The organism is Pseudomonas rhizosphaerae (genome assembly GCF_000761155.1).
Classification (GTDB): Bacteria; Pseudomonadota; Gammaproteobacteria; order Pseudomonadales; family Pseudomonadaceae; genus Aquipseudomonas; species Aquipseudomonas rhizosphaerae.
Map to the genome: position 1 here is coordinate 4,147,501 of NZ_CP009533.1, position 19,180 is coordinate 4,166,680.

General features: G+C 56.2%; 11 protein-coding genes, 6 tRNA genes and 3 rRNA genes (1 of these 20 cut by a window edge). All 20 read left to right on the forward strand.

All coding sequences use genetic code 11. The features are described 5' to 3' along the window. Positions 1-313 (forward strand): 16S ribosomal RNA (locus LT40_RS18240); it begins 1,224 nt to the left of the window's first position. A 65-nt stretch (positions 314-378) separates the two neighbouring features. Beyond that, positions 379-455 (forward strand) — tRNA-Ile (locus tag LT40_RS18245). Between the two features lie 5 nt (positions 456-460). Then, positions 461-536, forward strand: a tRNA-Ala gene (locus LT40_RS18250). Between the two features lie 248 nt (positions 537-784). Further along, a 23S ribosomal RNA gene (locus LT40_RS18255) occupies positions 785-3,678 on the forward strand. Positions 3,679-3,826: 148 nt separating this feature from the next. Beyond that, positions 3,827-3,942: ribosomal RNA gene (gene rrf, locus LT40_RS18260) — 5S ribosomal RNA — on the forward strand. Together the 16S, 23S and 5S rRNA genes with 2 tRNA genes alongside form the textbook arrangement of a ribosomal RNA operon. Before the next feature lie 142 nt (positions 3,943-4,084). After that, positions 4,085-5,074, forward strand: a complete 990-nt coding sequence (birA, locus tag LT40_RS18265; RefSeq protein WP_052393469.1) for a bifunctional biotin--[acetyl-CoA-carboxylase] ligase/biotin operon repressor BirA — start codon at positions 4,085-4,087, stop codon at positions 5,072-5,074. A 460-nt stretch (positions 5,075-5,534) separates the two neighbouring features. After that, a tRNA-Tyr gene (locus tag LT40_RS18270) sits at positions 5,535-5,619 on the forward strand. A gap of 24 nt (positions 5,620-5,643) precedes the next feature. Further along, positions 5,644-5,717 (forward strand) — tRNA-Gly (locus LT40_RS18275). Positions 5,718-5,743: 26 nt separating this feature from the next. Beyond that, positions 5,744-5,819 (forward strand) — tRNA-Thr (locus LT40_RS18280). 209 nt (positions 5,820-6,028) lie between these two features. Continuing rightward, positions 6,029-6,104 (forward strand) — tRNA-Trp (locus LT40_RS18285). Positions 6,105-6,149: 45 nt separating this feature from the next. Then, entirely contained in the window at positions 6,150-6,518 is a 369-nt protein-coding gene (gene secE / locus LT40_RS18290; RefSeq protein WP_043192508.1) for a preprotein translocase subunit SecE, read from the forward strand. Positions 6,519-6,527: 9 nt separating this feature from the next. Continuing rightward, positions 6,528-7,061: a transcription termination/antitermination protein NusG gene (gene nusG / locus LT40_RS18295; RefSeq protein ID WP_003186097.1), complete on the forward strand. Its 534-nt coding sequence runs from the start codon at positions 6,528-6,530 to the stop codon at positions 7,059-7,061. 115 nt (positions 7,062-7,176) lie between these two features. Continuing rightward, the gene (rplK, locus tag LT40_RS18300) at positions 7,177-7,608 is read left to right on the forward strand and encodes a 50S ribosomal protein L11 (RefSeq protein ID WP_043192510.1); all 432 of its coding nucleotides are present in this window, start codon (positions 7,177-7,179) and stop codon (positions 7,606-7,608) included. After that, positions 7,608-8,303: a 50S ribosomal protein L1 gene (gene rplA / locus LT40_RS18305; protein ID WP_043192511.1), complete on the forward strand. Its 696-nt coding sequence runs from the start codon at positions 7,608-7,610 to the stop codon at positions 8,301-8,303. Before rplK ends, rplA begins: the two co-directional genes overlap by 1 nt. 204 nt (positions 8,304-8,507) lie before the next feature. Then, the gene (rplJ, locus tag LT40_RS18310) at positions 8,508-9,008 is read left to right on the forward strand and encodes a 50S ribosomal protein L10 (RefSeq protein WP_043192513.1); all 501 of its coding nucleotides are present in this window, start codon (positions 8,508-8,510) and stop codon (positions 9,006-9,008) included. Between the two features lie 80 nt (positions 9,009-9,088). Beyond that, positions 9,089-9,457, forward strand: a complete 369-nt coding sequence (gene rplL, locus LT40_RS18315; protein WP_043192515.1) for a 50S ribosomal protein L7/L12 — start codon at positions 9,089-9,091, stop codon at positions 9,455-9,457. Between the two features lie 216 nt (positions 9,458-9,673). Next, positions 9,674-13,747, forward strand: a complete 4,074-nt coding sequence (rpoB, locus tag LT40_RS18320) for a DNA-directed RNA polymerase subunit beta (RefSeq protein WP_043192516.1) — start codon at positions 9,674-9,676, stop codon at positions 13,745-13,747. A gap of 64 nt (positions 13,748-13,811) precedes the next feature. Continuing rightward, positions 13,812-18,011 carry a DNA-directed RNA polymerase subunit beta' gene (gene rpoC, locus LT40_RS18325; RefSeq protein ID WP_043192517.1) on the forward strand — a complete coding sequence of 1,400 codons (4,200 nt, stop codon included), beginning with the start codon at positions 13,812-13,814 and terminating at the stop codon, positions 18,009-18,011. Positions 18,012-18,230: 219 nt separating this feature from the next. Next, positions 18,231-18,602, forward strand: a complete 372-nt coding sequence (gene rpsL, locus LT40_RS18330) for a 30S ribosomal protein S12 (protein ID WP_003186084.1) — start codon at positions 18,231-18,233, stop codon at positions 18,600-18,602. A 101-nt stretch (positions 18,603-18,703) separates the two neighbouring features. Next, positions 18,704-19,174 (forward strand): 30S ribosomal protein S7, encoded by a 471-nt coding sequence (gene rpsG, locus LT40_RS18335; protein WP_010490886.1) that lies wholly within the window; start codon positions 18,704-18,706, stop codon positions 19,172-19,174. The last annotated feature ends 6 nt before the right edge of the window (positions 19,175-19,180 follow it).

Consider the following 19,180-nt stretch of genomic DNA (forward strand, 5'->3'; position numbering starts at 1 on the left):
CGTGCTACAATGGTCGGTACAGAGGGTCGCCAAGCCGCGAGGTGGAGCTAATCTCACAAAACCGATCGTAGTCCGGATCGCAGTCTGCAACTCGACTGCGTGAAGTCGGAATCGCTAGTAATCGCGAATCAGAATGTCGCGGTGAATACGTTCCCGGGCCTTGTACACACCGCCCGTCACACCATGGGAGTGGGTTGCACCAGAAGTAGCTAGTCTAACCTTCGGGAGGACGGTTACCACGGTGTGATTCATGACTGGGGTGAAGTCGTAACAAGGTAGCCGTAGGGGAACCTGCGGCTGGATCACCTCCTTAATCGACGACAACAGCTGGCTCATGAGCTCCCACACGAATTGCTTGATTCATTGAAGAAGACGATTGGGTCTGTAGCTCAGTTGGTTAGAGCGCACCCCTGATAAGGGTGAGGTCGGCAGTTCGAATCTGCCCAGACCCACCAATTATGGGGCCATAGCTCAGCTGGGAGAGCGCCTGCCTTGCACGCAGGAGGTCAGCGGTTCGATCCCGCTTGGCTCCACCACTTTTGGTGCTCCATCGTTGTCAAAGCTTAGAAATGAGCATTCCATCGAATGATGGTTGAATGCTGATTTCTGATCTTTTTCAGAATCGTTCTTTAAAAATTTGGGTATGTGATAGAAAGATAGACTGGACAGCACTTTCACTGGTGTTGTTCAGGCTAAGGTAAAATTTGTGAGTTGCTCTTAGAGTAAATGCGAATTTTCGGCGAATGTCGTCTTCACAGTATAACCAGATTGCTTGGGGTTATATGGTCAAGTGAAGAAGCGCATACGGTGGATGCCTTGGCAGTCAGAGGCGATGAAAGACGTGGTAGCCTGCGAAAAGCTTCGGGGAGTCGGCAAACAGACTGTGATCCGGAGATGTCTGAATGGGGGAACCCAGCTGTCATAAGACAGTTATCTCATGCTGAATACATAGGCATGAGAAGCGAACCAGGGGAACTGAAACATCTAAGTACCCTGAGGAAAAGAAATCAACCGAGATTCCCTTAGTAGTGGCGAGCGAACGGGGACCAGCCCTTAAGTTGGTTTGAGATTAGCGGAACGCTCTGGAAAGTGCGGCCATAGTGGGTGATAGCCCTGTACGCGAAAATCTCTTGTCAATGAAATCGAGTAGGACGGGGCACGAGAAACCTTGTCTGAATATGGGGGGACCATCCTCCAAGGCTAAATACTACTGACTGACCGATAGTGAACTAGTACCGTGAGGGAAAGGCGAAAAGAACCCCGGAGAGGGGAGTGAAATAGATCCTGAAACCGTATGCGTACAAGCAGTGGGAGCAGACTTCGTTCTGTGACTGCGTACCTTTTGTATAATGGGTCAGCGACTTATATTCAGTGGCGAGCTTAACCGAATAGGGGAGGCGTAGCGAAAGCGAGTCTTAATAGGGCGTTTAGTCGCTGGGTATAGACCCGAAACCGGGCGATCTATCCATGGGCAGGTTGAAGGTTAGGTAACACTGACTGGAGGACCGAACCGACTACCGTTGAAAAGTTAGCGGATGACCTGTGGATCGGAGTGAAAGGCTAATCAAGCTCGGAGATAGCTGGTTCTCCTCGAAAGCTATTTAGGTAGCGCCTCATGTATCACTGTAGGGGGTAGAGCACTGTTTCGGCTAGGGGGTCATCCCGACTTACCAAACCGATGCAAACTCCGAATACCTACAAGTGCCGAGCATGGGAGACACACGGCGGGTGCTAACGTCCGTCGTGAAAAGGGAAACAACCCAGACCGTCAGCTAAGGTCCCAAAATCCTGGTTAAGTGGGAAACGATGTGGGAAGGCTTAGACAGCTAGGAGGTTGGCTTAGAAGCAGCCACCCTTTAAAGAAAGCGTAATAGCTCACTAGTCGAGTCGGCCTGCGCGGAAGATGTAACGGGGCTCAAACCAGGTACCGAAGCTACGGGTATCACCTTTTGGTGATGCGGTAGAGGAGCGTTCTGTAAGCCTGTGAAGGTGAGTTGAGAAGCTTGCTGGAGGTATCAGAAGTGCGAATGCTGACATGAGTAACGACAATGGGTGTGAAAAACACCCACGCCGAAAGACCAAGGTTTCCTGCGCAACGTTAATCGACGCAGGGTTAGTCGGTCCCTAAGGCGAGGCTGAAAAGCGTAGTCGATGGAAAACAGGTTAATATTCCTGTACTTCTGGTTATTGCGATGGAGGGACGGAGAAGGCTAGGCCAGCTTGGCGTTGGTTGTCCAAGTTTAAGGTGGTAGGGTGAGATCTTAGGTAAATCCGGGATCTCAAGGCCGAGAGCTGATGACGAGTTGTCTTTCAGACGACGAAGTGGTTGATGCCATGCTTCCAAGAAAAGCTTCTAAGCTTCAGGTAACCAGGAACCGTACCCCAAACCGACACAGGTGGTTGGGTAGAGAATACCAAGGCGCTTGAGAGAACTCGGGTGAAGGAACTAGGCAAAATGGCACCGTAACTTCGGGAGAAGGTGCGCCGGTGAGGGTGAAGGACTTGCTCCGTAAGCTCATGCCGGTCGAAGATACCAGGCCGCTGCGACTGTTTATTAAAAACACAGCACTCTGCAAACACGAAAGTGGACGTATAGGGTGTGACGCCTGCCCGGTGCCGGAAGGTTAATTGATGGGGTTAGCGCAAGCGAAGCTCTTGATCGAAGCCCCGGTAAACGGCGGCCGTAACTATAACGGTCCTAAGGTAGCGAAATTCCTTGTCGGGTAAGTTCCGACCTGCACGAATGGCGTAACGATGGCGGCGCTGTCTCCACCCGAGACTCAGTGAAATTGAAATCGCTGTGAAGATGCAGTGTATCCGCGGCTAGACGGAAAGACCCCGTGAACCTTTACTATAGCTTTGCACTGGACTTTGAATTTGCTTGTGTAGGATAGGTGGGAGGCTTTGAAGCGTGGACGCCAGTCTGCGTGGAGCCAACCTTGAAATACCACCCTGGCAACTTTGAGGTTCTAACTCAGGTCCGTTATCCGGATCGAGGACAGTGTATGGTGGGTAGTTTGACTGGGGCGGTCTCCTCCTAAAGAGTAACGGAGGAGTACGAAGGTGCGCTCAGACCGGTCGGAAATCGGTCGTAGAGTATAAAGGCAAAAGCGCGCTTGACTGCGAGACAGACACGTCGAGCAGGTACGAAAGTAGGTCTTAGTGATCCGGTGGTTCTGTATGGAAGGGCCATCGCTCAACGGATAAAAGGTACTCCGGGGATAACAGGCTGATACCGCCCAAGAGTTCATATCGACGGCGGTGTTTGGCACCTCGATGTCGGCTCATCACATCCTGGGGCTGAAGCCGGTCCCAAGGGTATGGCTGTTCGCCATTTAAAGTGGTACGCGAGCTGGGTTTAGAACGTCGTGAGACAGTTCGGTCCCTATCTGCCGTGGACGTTTGAGATTTGAGAGGGGCTGCTCCTAGTACGAGAGGACCGGAGTGGACGAACCTCTGGTGTTCCGGTTGTCACGCCAGTGGCATTGCCGGGTAGCTATGTTCGGAAAAGATAACCGCTGAAAGCATCTAAGCGGGAAACTTGCCTCAAGATGAGATCTCACTGGAACCTTGAGTTCCCTGAAGGGCCGTCGAAGACTACGACGTTGATAGGTGGGGTGTGTAAGCGCTGTGAGGCGTTGAGCTAACCCATACTAATTGCCCGTGAGGCTTGACCATATAACACCCAAGCAATTTGCGTCGAATGACCAGATTGCGGTGACTGTGGAGATGACACGAACCGAAAGTTCGCAGCAAGACAACCCACGAACATCACATACCCGATTCGCTGGAGTGCCTCCCAAAGGGCATCCCGGCTACAGAATTTCTTGACGACCATAGAGCATTGGAACCACCTGATCCCATCCCGAACTCAGCAGTGAAACGATGCATCGCCGATGGTAGTGTGGGGTTTCCCCATGTGAGAGTAGGTCATCGTCAAGATTCAATTCCGAAACCCCTATCTGCGTGAGCAGGTAGGGGTTTTGTCTTTTTTGCGTTTCAAATCGTTATACCTCGTTCCAGTCAGTGTCCCAAGCTTTCGTGTAGGGCTATTATTACGGCCTTTTCAGGCGCTGAGTTCGCTATGTCCCCATTGCTGGATTTGCTCAAAGACGGTTACTTCCATTCGGGCGAAGCGTTGGGCCAGGTTCTTGGCGTTAGCCGTAGCGCTGTGTGGAAGCAGCTTCAGCAGTTGCAGGCCGATCTAGGTATCGAAGTGTATAAGGTGCGGGGCAAGGGCTATCGCCTTGCTGACCCTCTATCGCCTCTGAGCGCAAAGACCCTTTCAGCAAGCGCCCCGCTCGGTTGGGAGGTCAGCGTGATGCAGAGCGTCGATTCGACCAATGCGCAGGCACTGCGAGCTATCGCCGAGGGGGCTCGGATGCCGTTATTGGTGCTGGCAGAGCGGCAGACTGCAGGTAGAGGCCGTCGGGGTCGGCCGTGGGTGAGTCCTTACGCGCAAAATCTCTACTACAGCCTGGCACTGCGCATAGAAGGCGGTATGGCCCGCCTGGAAGGGTTGAGTCTTGTGGTAGGGCTTGCCGTAGTTCGTGCGCTGCACGCGCAAGGCGTGAGCGAGGCCCGGCTCAAGTGGCCTAACGATATCCTGGTTGGAGATAAAAAGCTGGCAGGGATACTGCTGGAGCTCGTCGGCGATCCCAGCGATGTGTGCCACGTGGTAATGGGGATTGGTATCAATGTGAACATGAGGCTCAATGTGGACGTGGATCAGCCTTGGACGTCCGTACGTCTGCAGCGGATGAGCGTGGTCGACCGCAATGAGCTGGTCTACGAGCTCAACGCCCAGTTGCAGAGCCATCTGGAGCGTCATGCGCTGTCGGGCTTCGTGCAGTTGCGGGAAGAGTGGGAGAGCCTGCATGCTTGGCAAGGCAAGACTGTGATCCTCAGTGCCGGGCTGAAAGCCATTGAAGGCAAAGTGCTGGGGATAGATGGCCAGGGTGGCCTGAGGCTCTGTGTAGAGGGCAGGGAGCAGGTATTCAATGGGGGTGAGCTAAGTCTGCGTCTTGCAGGAGGCAGTCGGCCTGCCGCAGCTTCTGACACTAGTGAGGATTGACGATGCGCTGGCTCGTACTACTGCTCTTGGTCCTTAATGTGTTCTATGCCGGGTGGCACCATCAGGAGCTACCCGTGCGACCCAAGGAGTTGGCACCGCTCTCTACCTACAAAGGGGAAAGGCACAATATCCAGTTGCTCAACGAGAAGACCGATACCAAGCAGTGACCAGGTCCTGGGTTGATGACATGCATGAGGTCAAGGCCTAAGCGTTAGGGCTGATCTTTCAGTCACCCAAGAAGCATGAGCGCAGCACCAATGAATTCAATGACTTAAAACTTGAAATAAACTGATCTGGGGTATTGCCAGTCCCTGATGGTTTGCATAGAATGGCGCCCGCTTCACAGCGATGGTGCGAATGCCCGGCGATGTGAAACGGCTGTCAACGTAGCTAACCTCAAGATTTTAATGAGAAAAAGCTTGACAGCAGGCTGGCATAGCGTAAAATGCCGCCACGTTAAGGAGGGGTTCCCGAGCGGCCAAAGGGATCAGACTGTAAATCTGACGTCTACGACTTCGAAGGTTCGAATCCTTCTCCCTCCACCATTTTTAGCGTGAGCCGCAAGCTCCGCGGGTATAGTTTAGTGGTAGAACCTCAGCCTTCCAAGCTGATGATGCGGGTTCGATTCCCGCTACCCGCTCCAAGTTTGCTGTTTGTGCATGGTTTCAAGCTCTTGTAGCTCAGTTGGTAGAGCACACCCTTGGTAAGGGTGAGGTCAGCGGTTCAAATCCGCTCAAGAGCTCCATTTTCACAAGGCAGATATGAAAATATCTGCCTTTGTTTTAATGGTAGGCATGTGTTGCTCCTGTGGGCATGCAAGTCTCTGCTGTTGGCATCTTGGGTTGTGAGGTCTGGGCCGGGCGAAGGAATATCCTTGCTTGTGCAGCATGGCAGTCCAATCAGGTGTTGAAATAGCTTTCCCGGGTCGGCATAATGTTCGGCCTGATTTGTTTTAGGTCAGTAGCTCAATTGGCAGAGCGACGGTCTCCAAAACCGTAGGTTGGGGGTTCGATTCCCTCCTGACCTGCCAGATTCACTCGGTGTGTCTGGCTTTCTTTTCACAGGATCCTCCTAGATGACTCCCAAGGCTGAAGCCCCAGAATCTCGTTTCGATCTGCTGAAGTGGCTCGTTGTTGTCGCTTTGGTGGTGGTTGGCGTGGTTGGTAATCAGTACTACTCCGCGTCGCCGATCCTGTACCGGGTGCTTGCACTGCTCGCCATTGCCGCTGTAGCCGCCTATGTGGCGTTGCAGACTGCCAAAGGCAAGTCGTTCTTCGTCCTGGCTAAGGAAGCGCGCACCGAAATACGTAAAGTCGTTTGGCCGACTCGCCAAGAGACCACGCAGACCACGCTGATTGTAGTGGCGGTCGTCCTGGTCATGGCGTTGCTGTTGTGGGGGCTCGATTCCCTGCTCGGCTGGCTTGTTTCCTTGATTGTTGGCTAAGGGTGTCCCGTGGCTAAGCGTTGGTACGTTGTGCATGCTTACTCGGGTTACGAGAAGCATGTTATGCGCTCTTTGGTTGAGCGTGTAAAGCTGGCTGGCATGGAAGACGGTTTTGGCGAAATTCTCGTCCCCACTGAAGAAGTGGTCGAGATGCGAAATGGCCAAAAGCGTAAAAGTGAACGCAAGTTCTTTCCAGGCTATGTGCTGGTGCAAATGGACATGAACGAAGGCACTTGGCACTTGGTCAAGGACACGCCTCGCGTCATGGGTTTCATTGGTGGCACGGCAGACAAGCCGGCACCGATCACCGACAAGGAAGCTGAGGCTATCCTGCGTCGCGTTGCTGATGGTAGCGACAAGCCCAAGCCCAAGACGCTGTTCGAGCCAGGCGAAGTGGTTCGCGTCACCGATGGTCCTTTTGCGGATTTCAACGGTACGGTCGAAGAAGTCAATTACGAAAAGAGCCGGATCCAGGTCGCGGTGCTCATTTTCGGTCGCTCTACCCCGGTAGAGCTCGAGTTCAGTCAGGTCGAAAAAGTCTGATTGGAAACGGATCCCATACCCCGCAGGCGTAAGCTGCGGGGTTTTGTCGTCACTGGGATAAAACGCAAGCAACTGGGGAGCCGAAAGGCGCTCGTACCCAATAGTGGAGTAGCTCATGGCTAAGAAAATCACGGCTTACATCAAGCTGCAAGTAAAGGCCGGCCAGGCCAACCCTAGCCCGCCCGTCGGCCCGGCTCTGGGTCAGCATGGCGTGAACATCATGGAATTCTGCAAGGCCTTCAACGCCCGTACCCAGGGTCAAGAAGCCGGCTTGCCGACTCCTGTAATCATCACTGTCTACAGTGACCGCAGCTTCACCTTCGAGACCAAAAGCACCCCTGCTTCGGTACTGCTGAAGAAAGCAGCTGGCCTGACCAGCGGCTCTGCTCGTCCGAATACCGTCAAAGTCGGTACCGTGACTCGCGCTCAGCTCGAAGATATCGCAAAAGCCAAGAATGCGGACCTGACTGCCGCTGACATGGAAGCAGCCGTGCGTACCATCGCCGGTTCTGCTCGCTCCATGGGCCTCAACGTGGAGGGTGTGTAATGGCTAAGCTGACCAAGCGCCAAAAAGCTATTGCTTCCAAGATCGAAGCAGGCAAGTTGTACAACTTCGAAGACGCAGCTGCGCTGCTGACCGAACTGTCCACCGTCAAGTTCAGCGAATCCGTTGATGTGGCTGTGAACCTGGGCGTCGACCCACGTAAATCCGACCAGGTCGTCCGTAGCGCTACCGTGCTGCCACACGGCACTGGCAAGACCGTACGTGTTGCCGTGTTCACCCAGGGCCCGGCTGCCGAAGCCGCTCTGGCTGCCGGTGCGGACCGCGTTGGCATGGACGACCTGGCTGCCGAAATGAAAGGCGGCGACCTGAACTATGACGTCGTCATCGCATCGCCAGATGCCATGCGCGTTGTTGGTCAGTTGGGTCAGATCCTCGGCCCACGTGGCCTGATGCCCAACCCGAAAGTCGGCACCGTGACGCCAGACGTCGCCAACGCCGTCAAGAATGCCAAGGCTGGTCAGGTTCGTTATCGCACCGACAAGAACGGCATCATCCACACTTCCGTTGGCAAGGTCGGTTTCGACGCCGTCAAGCTGAAGGAAAACGTTGAAGCCCTGATCGCCGATCTGAAGCGTATCAAGCCTGCTTCCTCGAAAGGTATCTACGTCAAGCGCGTTACCCTGAGCACCACCATGGGCCCAGGTCTGGTCATCGACCAAGGCTCGCTGGACGCGTAAGACATGGCAGGTGGGGCGGGGAACCGTTCCACCAGCTGAAAAAATTGGGGTCCCTGCCTGGCGGGGGCTATCCAAGACCGTAGGCGACGCAAGTCTTAAACCTCAAGCCTACGCAGATGGTGCTCCCGGTTCCTTACCGAATCAGACACCAAAACGACATCCGGCCCCGGTTGGATGAAACGGTAACAAGCAGGAGTTGAACCCGTGGCAATTAAACTTGAAGACAAGAAGGCCATCGTCGCTGAAGTCAACAAGGCTGCCCAAGTTGCTCTGTCCGCTGTCGTGGCTGATGCCCGTGGCGTAACAGTAGGCGCTATGACCGGACTCCGTAAAGAGGCTCGTGAAGCTGGCGTATACGTACGTGTCGTACGTAACACCCTGCTCAAGCGCGCCGTTGCAGACACTCAATACAGTGTTCTGAACGACGTGTTCACTGGCCCGACCTTGATCGCCTTCTCCAACGAACATCCAGGTGCTGCTGCCCGTTTGTTCAAGGAGTTCGCAAAAGGTCAGGACAAGTTCGAGATCAAGGCAGCTGCGTTCGAGGGTAACTACCTCGCAGCTAACCAAATCGACGTGCTGGCAAGCTTGCCGACCCGTGACGAAGCCATTTCCCAGCTGATGAGCGTGATTCAAGGCGCTACCAGCAAACTGGCTCGTACTCTGGCGGCCCTTCGCGACCAGAAAGAAGCTGCCGCAGCCTGAGGCTGAGCGACTTCTCTCTACGTTTATTGTTTATTTCGATGGCCGCCTAGGCCGTCACCCCAATACAGGAATTTATAGTCATGTCTCTGACTAACGACCAAATCATCGAAGCAATCGGCGAAAAATCCGTTCTGGAAATCGTTGAGCTGATCAAAGCGATGGAAGAAAAGTTCGGCGTTTCGGCTGCTGCCGCTTCCGCCGGTCCAGCTGCTGGTCCAGCTGCCGTTGTTGAAGAGCAAACTGAATTCAACGTCATGCTGCTGGAAGCTGGCGAGAAGAAAGTAAACGTCATCAAGGCAGTTCGTGAACTGACCGGTCTGGGCCTGAAAGAAGCCAAGGCTGTAGTTGACGGCGCTCCTGCCATGGTTCTGGAAGCTGTTGCCAAAGACGCAGCTGACAAAGCCAAAGCAACGCTGGAAGAAGCAGGCGCCAAAGTCGAGCTCAAGTAAGCATCGACCTTGCGTCTCCAGCCCGAGCGTCAAGCGAAAGGCTGATGGCTGGTGGCTCATGCCACCGGCCTTTTTCCGTTACTGGCAGTCGATCAGGTCGACGCCGGCAACGCGCTGTAACCACCCGAGGGTGGCGCAAACCACGGGGTTTGCACGATTTTCTGGCTGCTCCCGTCGGGAGAAGCCACAAGCAGGTGACCAAGCTGGGGAACGCTGATGGCTTACTCATATACTGAGAAAAAACGTATCCGCAAGGACTTTAGCAAGTTGCCGGACGTCATGGACGTACCGTACCTCTTGGCTATCCAGCTGGATTCGTATCGCGAATTCTTGCAGGCGGGCGCGACCAAGGACCAGTTCCGTGATGTCGGTCTGCATGCGGCCTTCAAATCCGTTTTCCCGATCATCAGCTACTCCGGCAACGCTGCTCTGGAGTACGTTGGTTATCGTCTGGGCGAACCGGCCTTTGACGTCAAAGAGTGCGTCCTGCGTGGCGTGACCTACGCCGTGCCGTTGCGTGTGAAAGTGCGCCTGATCATTTTCGACAAAGAATCGTCGAACAAAGCGATCAAGGACATCAAAGAGCAGGAAGTCTACATGGGGGAAATCCCCCTGATGACCGAGAACGGTACCTTCGTAATCAACGGTACCGAGCGCGTCATCGTTTCCCAGCTGCACCGTTCGCCAGGCGTGTTCTTCGACCACGACCGTGGCAAGACGCACAGCTCGGGCAAACTGCTCTATTCGGCACGTATCATCCCTTACCGTGGCTCGTGGCTGGACTTCGAGTTCGATCCGAAAGACTGTGTATTCGTCCGGATCGACCGTCGTCGTAAATTGCCTGCTTCCGTATTGCTGCGCGCCCTGGGCTACAGCACCGAGGAAGTCCTCGATGCGTTCTACACCACCAACGTATTCCACGTGCAGGGCGAAATGCTCAGCCTGGAGCTGGTGCCCCAGCGCCTGCGCGGTGAAATCGCCGTTCTCGACATCGTCGACGAGAAGGGCAAGGTCATTGTCGAACAAGGCCGTCGTATTACTGCCCGGCACATCAACCAGATCGAAAAAGCTGGCATCAAGCAGCTGGAAGTGCCGCTGGACTACGTCCTAGGTCGCACTACCGCCAAGGCTATCGTACATCCGGCCACCGGCGAGATCCTGTGCGAGTGCAACACTGAACTGACCACCGAGCTGCTGCTCAAGATTGCCAAGGCGCAGGTCGTTCGCATCGAGACGTTGTACACCAACGACATCGACTGCGGTCCGTTCATCTCCGATACTCTGAAGATCGATTCCACCGGCAATCAGCTCGAAGCCCTGGTGGAAATCTATCGCATGATGCGTCCCGGCGAGCCGCCGACCAAGGATGCTGCCGAGACCCTGTTCAACAACCTGTTCTTCAGCCCTGAGCGCTATGACCTGTCTGCGGTCGGCCGGATGAAGTTCAACCGTCGTATCGGTCGTACCGAGATCGAAGGTTCGGGCGTGTTGAGCAAGGAAGACATCGTTGCCGTACTGAAGACCCTGGTCGACATCCGTAACGGCAAGGGCATCGTCGACGACATCGACCACCTGGGTAACCGTCGTGTTCGGTGTGTTGGCGAAATGGCCGAAAACCAGTTCCGTGTTGGCCTGGTGCGTGTAGAGCGCGCGGTCAAGGAACGTCTGTCGATGGCCGAAAGCGAAGGCCTGATGCCGCAGGACCTGATCAACGCCAAGCCGGTGGCTGCCGCGGTCAAGGAGTTCTTCGGTTCCAGCCAGCTCTCGCAGTTCATGGACCAGAACAACCCGCTGTCCGAGATCACCCACAAGCGTCGCGTTTCCGCACTCGGCCCTGGTGGTCTGACCCGTGAGCGTGCAGGCTTCGAAGTTCGTGACGTTCACCCGACGCACTATGGTCGCGTGTGCCCGATCGAAACGCCGGAAGGTCCGAACATCGGCCTGATCAACTCCCTGGCAGCCTATGCGCGCACCAACCAGTACGGCTTCCTGGAAAGCCCGTACCGTGTGGTAAAAGACGCTCTGGTCACCGACGAGATCGTGTTCCTGTCCGCCATCGAAGAAGCCGATCACGTGATCGCTCAGGCTTCGGCCACGATGAACGACAAGAAGGTGCTGATCGACGAGCTGGTAGCCGTACGTCACTTGAACGAATTCACCGTCAAGGCGCCGGAAGACGTCACCCTGATGGACGTTTCGCCCAAGCAGGTCGTGTCGGTAGCCGCATCGCTGATTCCGTTCCTCGAGCACGACGACGCCAACCGTGCGTTGATGGGTTCGAACATGCAGCGTCAGGCTGTACCTACCCTGCGTGCCGATAAGCCGCTGGTCGGTACCGGCATGGAGCGCAACGTTGCTCGTGACTCCGGCGTTTGCGTCGTGGCTCGTCGTGGTGGCGTGATCGACTCTGTCGATGCCAGCCGTATCGTGGTTCGGGTTGCCGATGACGAAGTCGAGACTGGCGAAGCCGGTGTCGATATCTACAACCTGACCAAGTACACCCGCTCGAACCAGAACACCTGCATCAACCAGCGTCCGCTGGTGAACAAGGGTGACGTGGTTCAGCGCAGCGACATCATGGCCGACGGTCCGTCCACCGACATGGGTGAACTGGCGCTGGGTCAGAACATGCGCATCGCGTTCATGGCGTGGAACGGCTTCAACTTCGAAGACTCCATCTGCCTGTCCGAGCGTGTGGTTCAGGAAGATCGCTTCACCACGATCCACATCCAGGAACTGACCTGTGTGGCCCGTGACACCAAGCTTGGCCCAGAGGAAATCACTGCCGACATCCCGAACGTGGGTGAAGCGGCGCTGAACAAGCTGGACGAAGCCGGTATCGTTTACGTGGGTGCCGAAGTCGGCGCTGGCGACATTCTGGTCGGCAAGGTCACGCCTAAAGGCGAGACCCAGCTCACGCCAGAAGAAAAACTGCTGCGCGCGATCTTCGGCGAGAAGGCCAGCGACGTTAAGGACACCTCCCTGCGCGTGCCTACCGGCACCAAGGGTACCGTCATCGACGTACAGGTCTTCACCCGTGACGGCGTCGAGCGTGATGCTCGTGCACTGTCGATCGAGAAGAGCCAGCTGGACGAGATCCGCAAGGACCTGAACGAAGAGTTCCGTATCGTTGAAGGCGCGACCTTCGAACGTCTGCGCTCGGCCCTGATGGGTCAGATCATCGAAGGCGGCGCTGGCCTGAAGAAAGGCACCGAGGTGACCCACGAGGTCCTCGACGGTCTGGAGCATGGTCAGTGGTTCAAGCTGCGCATGGCCGAAGACGCGCTGAACGAACAGCTCGAGAAGGCTCAGGCCTACATCGTCGATCGTCGCCGTCTGCTGGACGACAAGTTCGAAGACAAGAAGCGCAAGCTGCAGCAAGGCGATGACCTGGCTCCGGGCGTGCTGAAGATCGTTAAGGTCTACCTGGCCATCCGCCGTCGCATCCAGCCGGGTGACAAGATGGCCGGTCGTCACGGTAACAAGGGTGTGGTCTCCGTGATCATGCCTGTCGAGGACATGCCGCACGACGCCAACGGTACGCCGGTGGACGTGGTACTCAACCCGTTGGGTGTACCTTCGCGTATGAACGTCGGTCAGATTCTCGAAACCCACCTGGGCCTCGCGGCCAAGGGTCTGGGCGAGAAGATCAACACCATGCTCGAAGAGCAGCGTAAGGTAGCTGATCTGCGCAAGTTCCTGACCGAGATCTACAACGAGATCGGTGGCCGTCAAGAACAGCTGGAAACCTTCTCCGACCAGGAAATCCTGGATCTGGCGAAGAACCTCAAGGGCGGCGTTCCAATGGCCACCCCGGTGTTCGACGGTGCCAAGGAAAGCGAAATCAAGGCCATGCTGAAATTGGCCGACATGCCGGAAAGCGGCCAGATGCAGCTTTTCGACGGTCGTACCGGCAACAAGTTCGAGCGTCCGGTCACCGTTGGCTACATGTACATGCTGAAGCTGAACCACTTGGTGGACGACAAGATGCACGCGCGTTCCACTGGTTCTTACAGCCTGGTCACCCAGCAGCCGCTGGGTGGTAAGGCGCAGTTCGGTGGTCAGCGTTTCGGGGAGATGGAGGTGTGGGCGCTGGAAGCATACGGCGCGGCATACACCCTGCAAGAAATGCTCACAGTGAAGTCGGACGATGTGAACGGTCGTACCAAGATGTACAAGAACATCGTGGACGGCGATCACCGTATGGAGCCGGGCATGCCCGAGTCCTTCAACGTGTTGATCAAAGAGATCCGTTCTCTGGGTATCGATATCGATCTGGAAACCGAATAACACGTGACGCGAATCGGGAGTGGACGGCTACCGTCCACTCCCTGCTCCGCCAGGAGGAAAGGCCTTGAAAGACCTACTGAATTTGCTGAAAAACCAGGGTCAAGTCGAAGAGTTCGATGCGATCCGTATCGGCCTCGCGTCGCCTGAGATGATCCGTTCGTGGTCGTTCGGTGAAGTTAAGAAGCCGGAAACCATCAACTACCGCACGTTCAAGCCCGAGCGTGACGGCTTGTTCTGCGCCAAGATCTTTGGCCCGGTCAAGGATTACGAGTGCCTGTGCGGTAAGTACAAGCGCTTGAAGCACCGTGGCGTGATCTGCGAGAAGTGCGGCGTCGAAGTCGCGCTGGCCAAGGTTCGTCGCGAGCGCATGGCTCACATCGAACTGGCTTCGCCGGTCGCCCACATCTGGTTCCTGAAGTCGCTGCCGTCCCGTATCGGCCTGCTGATGGACATGACCCTGCGTGATATCGAACGCGTTCTCTACTTCGAGAGCTATGTCGTTATCGATCCGGGCATGACTACCCTTGAAAAGGGCCAGCTGCTGAACGACGAGCAGTACTTCGAAGCACTCGAAGAGTTCGGTGACGACTTCGACGCCCGCATGGGTGCCGAAGCTGTTCGCGAACTGTTGCACGCCATTGACCTAGAGCACGAGATCGGTCGCCTGCGCGAAGAAATTCCGCAGACCAACTCGGAAACCAAGATCAAGAAGCTGTCCAAGCGCCTGAAGTTGATGGAAGCCTTCCAAGGCTCCGGCAACCTGCCTGAGTGGATGGTGTTGACCGTTCTGCCGGTTCTGCCGCCAGATCTGCGTCCACTGGTTCCACTGGATGGCGGTCGTTTCGCGACCTCCGACCTCAACGATCTGTATCGTCGAGTGATCAACCGTAACAACCGTTTGAAGCGCCTGCTGGATCTGTCGGCTCCCGACATCATCGTGCGCAACGAAAAGCGCATGCTGCAGGAAGCTGTGGATGCGCTGCTCGACAACGGTCGCCGCGGTCGTGCCATCACGGGTTCCAACAAGCGTCCTCTGAAATCCCTGGCCGACATGATCAAGGGTAAGCAGGGTCGTTTCCGTCAGAACCTGCTCGGCAAGCGCGTCGACTATTCGGGTCGTTCGGTAATTACCGTAGGCCCGACCCTGCGTCTGCACCAGTGCGGTCTTCCGAAGAAGATGGCTCTGGAGCTGTTCAAGCCGTTCATCTTCGGCAAGCTGGAAATGCGTGGTCTGGCGACCACCATCAAGGCCGCCAAGAAGATGGTCGAGCGCGAGCTGCCAGAAGTGTGGGACGTGCTCGCCGAAGTGATTCGCGAACACCCCGTGTTGCTGAACCGTGCACCGACCCTTCACCGTCTGGGTATCCAGGCGTTTGAACCGGTATTGATCGAAGGCAAGGCGATCCAGCTGCACCCATTGGTCTGTGCTGCGTACAACGCCGACTTCGACGGCGACCAGATGGCGGTCCACGTACCGCTGACGCTGGAAGCCCAGCTCGAAGCCCGTGCGCTGATGATGTCGACCAACAACATCCTGTCGCCAGCCAACGGTGAGCCAATCATCGTTCCTTCGCAGGACGTTGTACTGGGTTTGTACTACATGACCCGTGAAGCGATCAACGCCAAGGGCGAAGGCCGCATCTTTGCCGATCTGCAGGAAGTCGACCGCGTTTTCCGCGCCGGCGAAGCGGCTCTGCACGCCAAGATCAAGGTTCGTATCAACGAAACCGTGAACGATCGTGACGGTGGCAGTGTGAGCGGTACCCGTATCGTCGACACCACTGTCGGCCGTGCGCTGCTGTTCCAGGTCGTGCCTAAAGGTCTGTCCTTCGACGTCGTCAACCTGCCGATGAAGAAGAAGGCGATCTCCAAGCTGATCAACCAGTGCTACCGCGTGGTGGGTCTGAAAGAGACCGTGATCTTCGCTGACCAGTTGATGTACACCGGTTTTGCCTACTCGACAATTTCGGGTGTTTCCATCGGTGTTAACGACTTCGTTATCCCGGATGAGAAAGCTCGCATCATCGGTACTGCGACCGACGAAGTGAAAGAGATCGAAAGCCAGTACGCTTCCGGCCTGGTCACCCAGGGCGAGAAGTACAACAAGGTGATCGACCTCTGGTCCAAGGCCAACGACGAAGTGTCGAAGGCAATGATGTCGAACCTCTCGAAAGAGAAGGTCATCGATCGTCATGGCAACGAAGTCGACCAGGAGTCGTTCAACTCGATGTACATGATGGCTGACTCCGGTGCCCGGGGTTCGGCTGCTCAGATTCGTCAGTTGGCCGGTATGCGTGGCCTGATGGCCAAGCCGGACGGCTCGATCATCGAGACGCCGATCACTGCGAACTTCCGTGAAGGTTTGAGCGTACTTCAGTACTTCATCTCCACTCACGGTGCTCGTAAGGGTCTGGCGGATACCGCCTTGAAGACTGCGAACTCCGGTTACCTGACCCGTCGTCTGGTAGACGTGGCGCAGGATCTGGTAGTGACCGAAGTCGATTGCGGTACCGAGCACGGTCTGCTGATGACGCCACACATCGAAGGCGGCGACGTCGTCGAGCCTTTGGGTGAACGCGTGCTGGGCCGAGTCATCGCCCGTGACGTGTTCAAGCCTGGCACCGACGAAGTCATCGTTCCAGGCGGTACGCTGGTTGACGAGAAGTGGGTTGAATTCATCGAGCTGAACAGCATCGACGAAGTCATCGTGCGCTCGCCGATCAGCTGCGAAACCCGCTACGGTATCTGCGCCAAGTGCTACGGTCGTGACCTGGCTCGCGGGCATCAGGTGAATATCGGTGAAGCGGTCGGCGTTATCGCTGCCCAGTCCATCGGTGAGCCGGGTACCCAGCTGACCATGCGTACGTTCCACATCGGTGGTGCGGCAAGCCGGACTTCGGCGGCCGACAGCGTCCAGGTGAAGAATGGCGGCACCGTCCGTCTGCATAACCTCAAGCACGTAGAGCGTGCCGACGGCAACCTGGTAGCCGTGTCGCGTTCCGGTGAGTTGGCGATTGCCGACGAATTCGGTCGCGAGCGTGAGCGTTACAAACTGCCGTACGGTGCAGTGATTTCGGTGAAGGAAGGCGACAAGGTCGACGCTGGTGCCATCGTGGCCAAGTGGGATCCGCACACTCACCCGATCGTCACCGAGATGAAAGGTACCGTGACCTACGTGGGCATGGAAGAAGGCATCACGATCAAGCGTCAGACAGACGAATTGACCGGCCTGACCAACATCGAAGTGCTCGATGCCAAGGATCGTCCAGCGGCGGGCAAGGAAATTCGTCCGGCCGTGAAGATGGTTGGCGTCGATGGCAAGGATCTGCTGCTGCCAGGTACCGACGTGCCAGCTCAGTACTTCCTGCCAGCCAACGCTCTGGTCGGCGTGGCGGATGGTGCGCAAGTGGGTGTGGGTGACGTTATCGCCCGTATTCCACAGGAAACTTCGAAGACTCGCGACATCACCGGTGGTCTGCCGCGTGTTGCCGACTTGTTCGAAGCGCGTCGTCCGAAGGAAGCTTCGATTCTTGCGGAAGTCAGCGGCACCATCGCGTTCGGTAAAGAGACCAAGGGCAAGCGCCGTCTGGTCATCACCCCGAACGACGGTACCGATCCGTACGAAGAGCTGATTCCGAAGTGGCGTCACCTGAACGTCTTCGAAGGCGAACAAGTGAACCGCGGCGAAGTCATCTCCGATGGCCCGAGCGATCCGCACGACATTCTGCGTCTGCTGGGTGTGAGTGCGCTGGCCAAGTACATCGTCAATGAGATTCAGGACGTTTACCGTCTGCAAGGCGTGAAGATCAACGACAAGCACATCGAGACGATCCTTCGTCAGATGCTGCGCAAGGTCGAGATCTCCGAGTCGGGCGACAGCAGCTTCATCAAGGGCGACCAGATGGAACTGACCCAGGTGCTGGGCGAGAACGAGCGTTTGAGCGGCGACGACAAGTTCGTTTCCAAGTTCACCCGTGTTCTGCTGGGTATCACCAAGGCGTCGTTGTCCACCGAATCGTTCATCTCGGCGGCTTCCTTCCAGGAAACCACTCGAGTGCTGACCGAAGCGGCTGTCACCGGCAAGCGCGACTACCTGCGCGGCCTGAAGGAAAACGTGGTCGTGGGTCGTCTGATCCCGGCCGGTACCGGTCTGGCGTATCACAGCGAGCGCAAGCGTCGTCGTGAACTCGACAAACCAACCCGCGTCAGTGCCAGTGAAGTTGAAGCTGCGTTGACCGAAGCGCTGAACTCAAGCGGTAATTGAGACCAGCGGTAGTGATGACAGGGCCCTGGTAGCCTTTGCCAGCTCCGCAACGACACGAAATGTCGCGGTGGAGTTGGCAGGGGAGACCGGGGCCTTGTCTTGACTGGGGACGAGATCCTCTTTAGACTCTTGTACCCCTAAATTTGGCGGGATTGATTCCTGCCATTTTTGCTTTTCTTGCAAGACAATAGCGTCGCAAGACAACAGTGGAGCTAGTAGATGGCAACTATCAACCAGCTGGTACGTCAGCCGCGTAAGCGTATCGTCGAGAAATCCGACGTGCCTGCGCTGCAGAACTGCCCGCAACGTCGTGGCGTGTGCACCCGCGTGTACACCACCACGCCGAAAAAACCTAACTCGGCACTGCGTAAAGTATGCCGCGTGCGTCTGACCAACGGTTTCGAGGTTTCCTCGTACATCGGCGGTGAAGGCCACAACCTGCAAGAGCACAGCGTGGTACTGATCCGCGGCGGTCGTGTAAAAGACTTGCCAGGTGTTCGTTACCACACCGTTCGCGGCTCCCTGGATACCTCCGGCGTTAAAGGTCGTAACCAAGGTCGTTCGAAGTACGGTACCAAGCGTCCGAAATAATCGGCGTTTGCGGAATACTGCAGTTATCTATTTTTCTGAGTCGATAAGAGTAAGGTCGGGCCTGTCCCGAGCTAACCTGAAGACCGTTTGAGGGCTTATCCATGCCAAGAAGACGCGTAGCAGCCAAGCGCGAAGTGCTTGACGATCCAAAATACGGCAGCCAGATCCTGGCCAAGTTCATGAACCACGTGATGGAAAGCGGCAAGAAAGCCGTTGCCGAGCGTATCGTTTATGGCGCGCTGGACAAGGTTAAAGAACGCAAGAACAGCGACCCCCTGGAAATCTTCGAGAAAGCTCTCGACGCCATCGCTCCGCTGGTCGAAGTGAAGTCGCGCCGTGTAGGCGGTGCTACTTACCAGGTTCCGGTCGAAGTTCGTCCGTCCCGTCGTAACGCCCTGGCAATGCGCTGGCTGGTAGACTTCGCGCGCAAGCGCGGTGAAAAGTCGATGGCTCTGCGTTTGGCCGGCGAACTGCTGGATGCTGCTGAAGGCAAAGGTGCTGCAGTTAAGAAGCGTGAAGACGTTCACCGTATGGCTGAAGCCAACAAAGCGTTCTCGCACTACCGCTTCTAAATTCGG

Bases quoted from the DNA above. Each gene is read 5' to 3' on its own strand.
- rplL (WP_043192515.1), top strand. From the start codon at position 9,089: ATGTCTCTGACTAACGACCAAATCATCGAAGCAATCGGCGAAAAATCC.
- rpsG (WP_010490886.1), top strand. From the start codon at position 18,704: ATGCCAAGAAGACGCGTAGCAGCCAAGCGCGAAGTGCTTGACGATCCA.
- secE (WP_043192508.1), top strand. From the start codon at position 6,150: ATGACTCCCAAGGCTGAAGCCCCAGAATCTCGTTTCGATCTGCTGAAG.
- rpsL (WP_003186084.1), top strand. From the start codon at position 18,231: ATGGCAACTATCAACCAGCTGGTACGTCAGCCGCGTAAGCGTATCGTC.
- rpoB (WP_043192516.1), top strand. From the start codon at position 9,674: ATGGCTTACTCATATACTGAGAAAAAACGTATCCGCAAGGACTTTAGC.
- rplK (WP_043192510.1), top strand. From the start codon at position 7,177: ATGGCTAAGAAAATCACGGCTTACATCAAGCTGCAAGTAAAGGCCGGC.
- rplA (WP_043192511.1), top strand. From the start codon at position 7,608: ATGGCTAAGCTGACCAAGCGCCAAAAAGCTATTGCTTCCAAGATCGAA.
- birA (WP_052393469.1), top strand. From the start codon at position 4,085: ATGTCCCCATTGCTGGATTTGCTCAAAGACGGTTACTTCCATTCGGGC.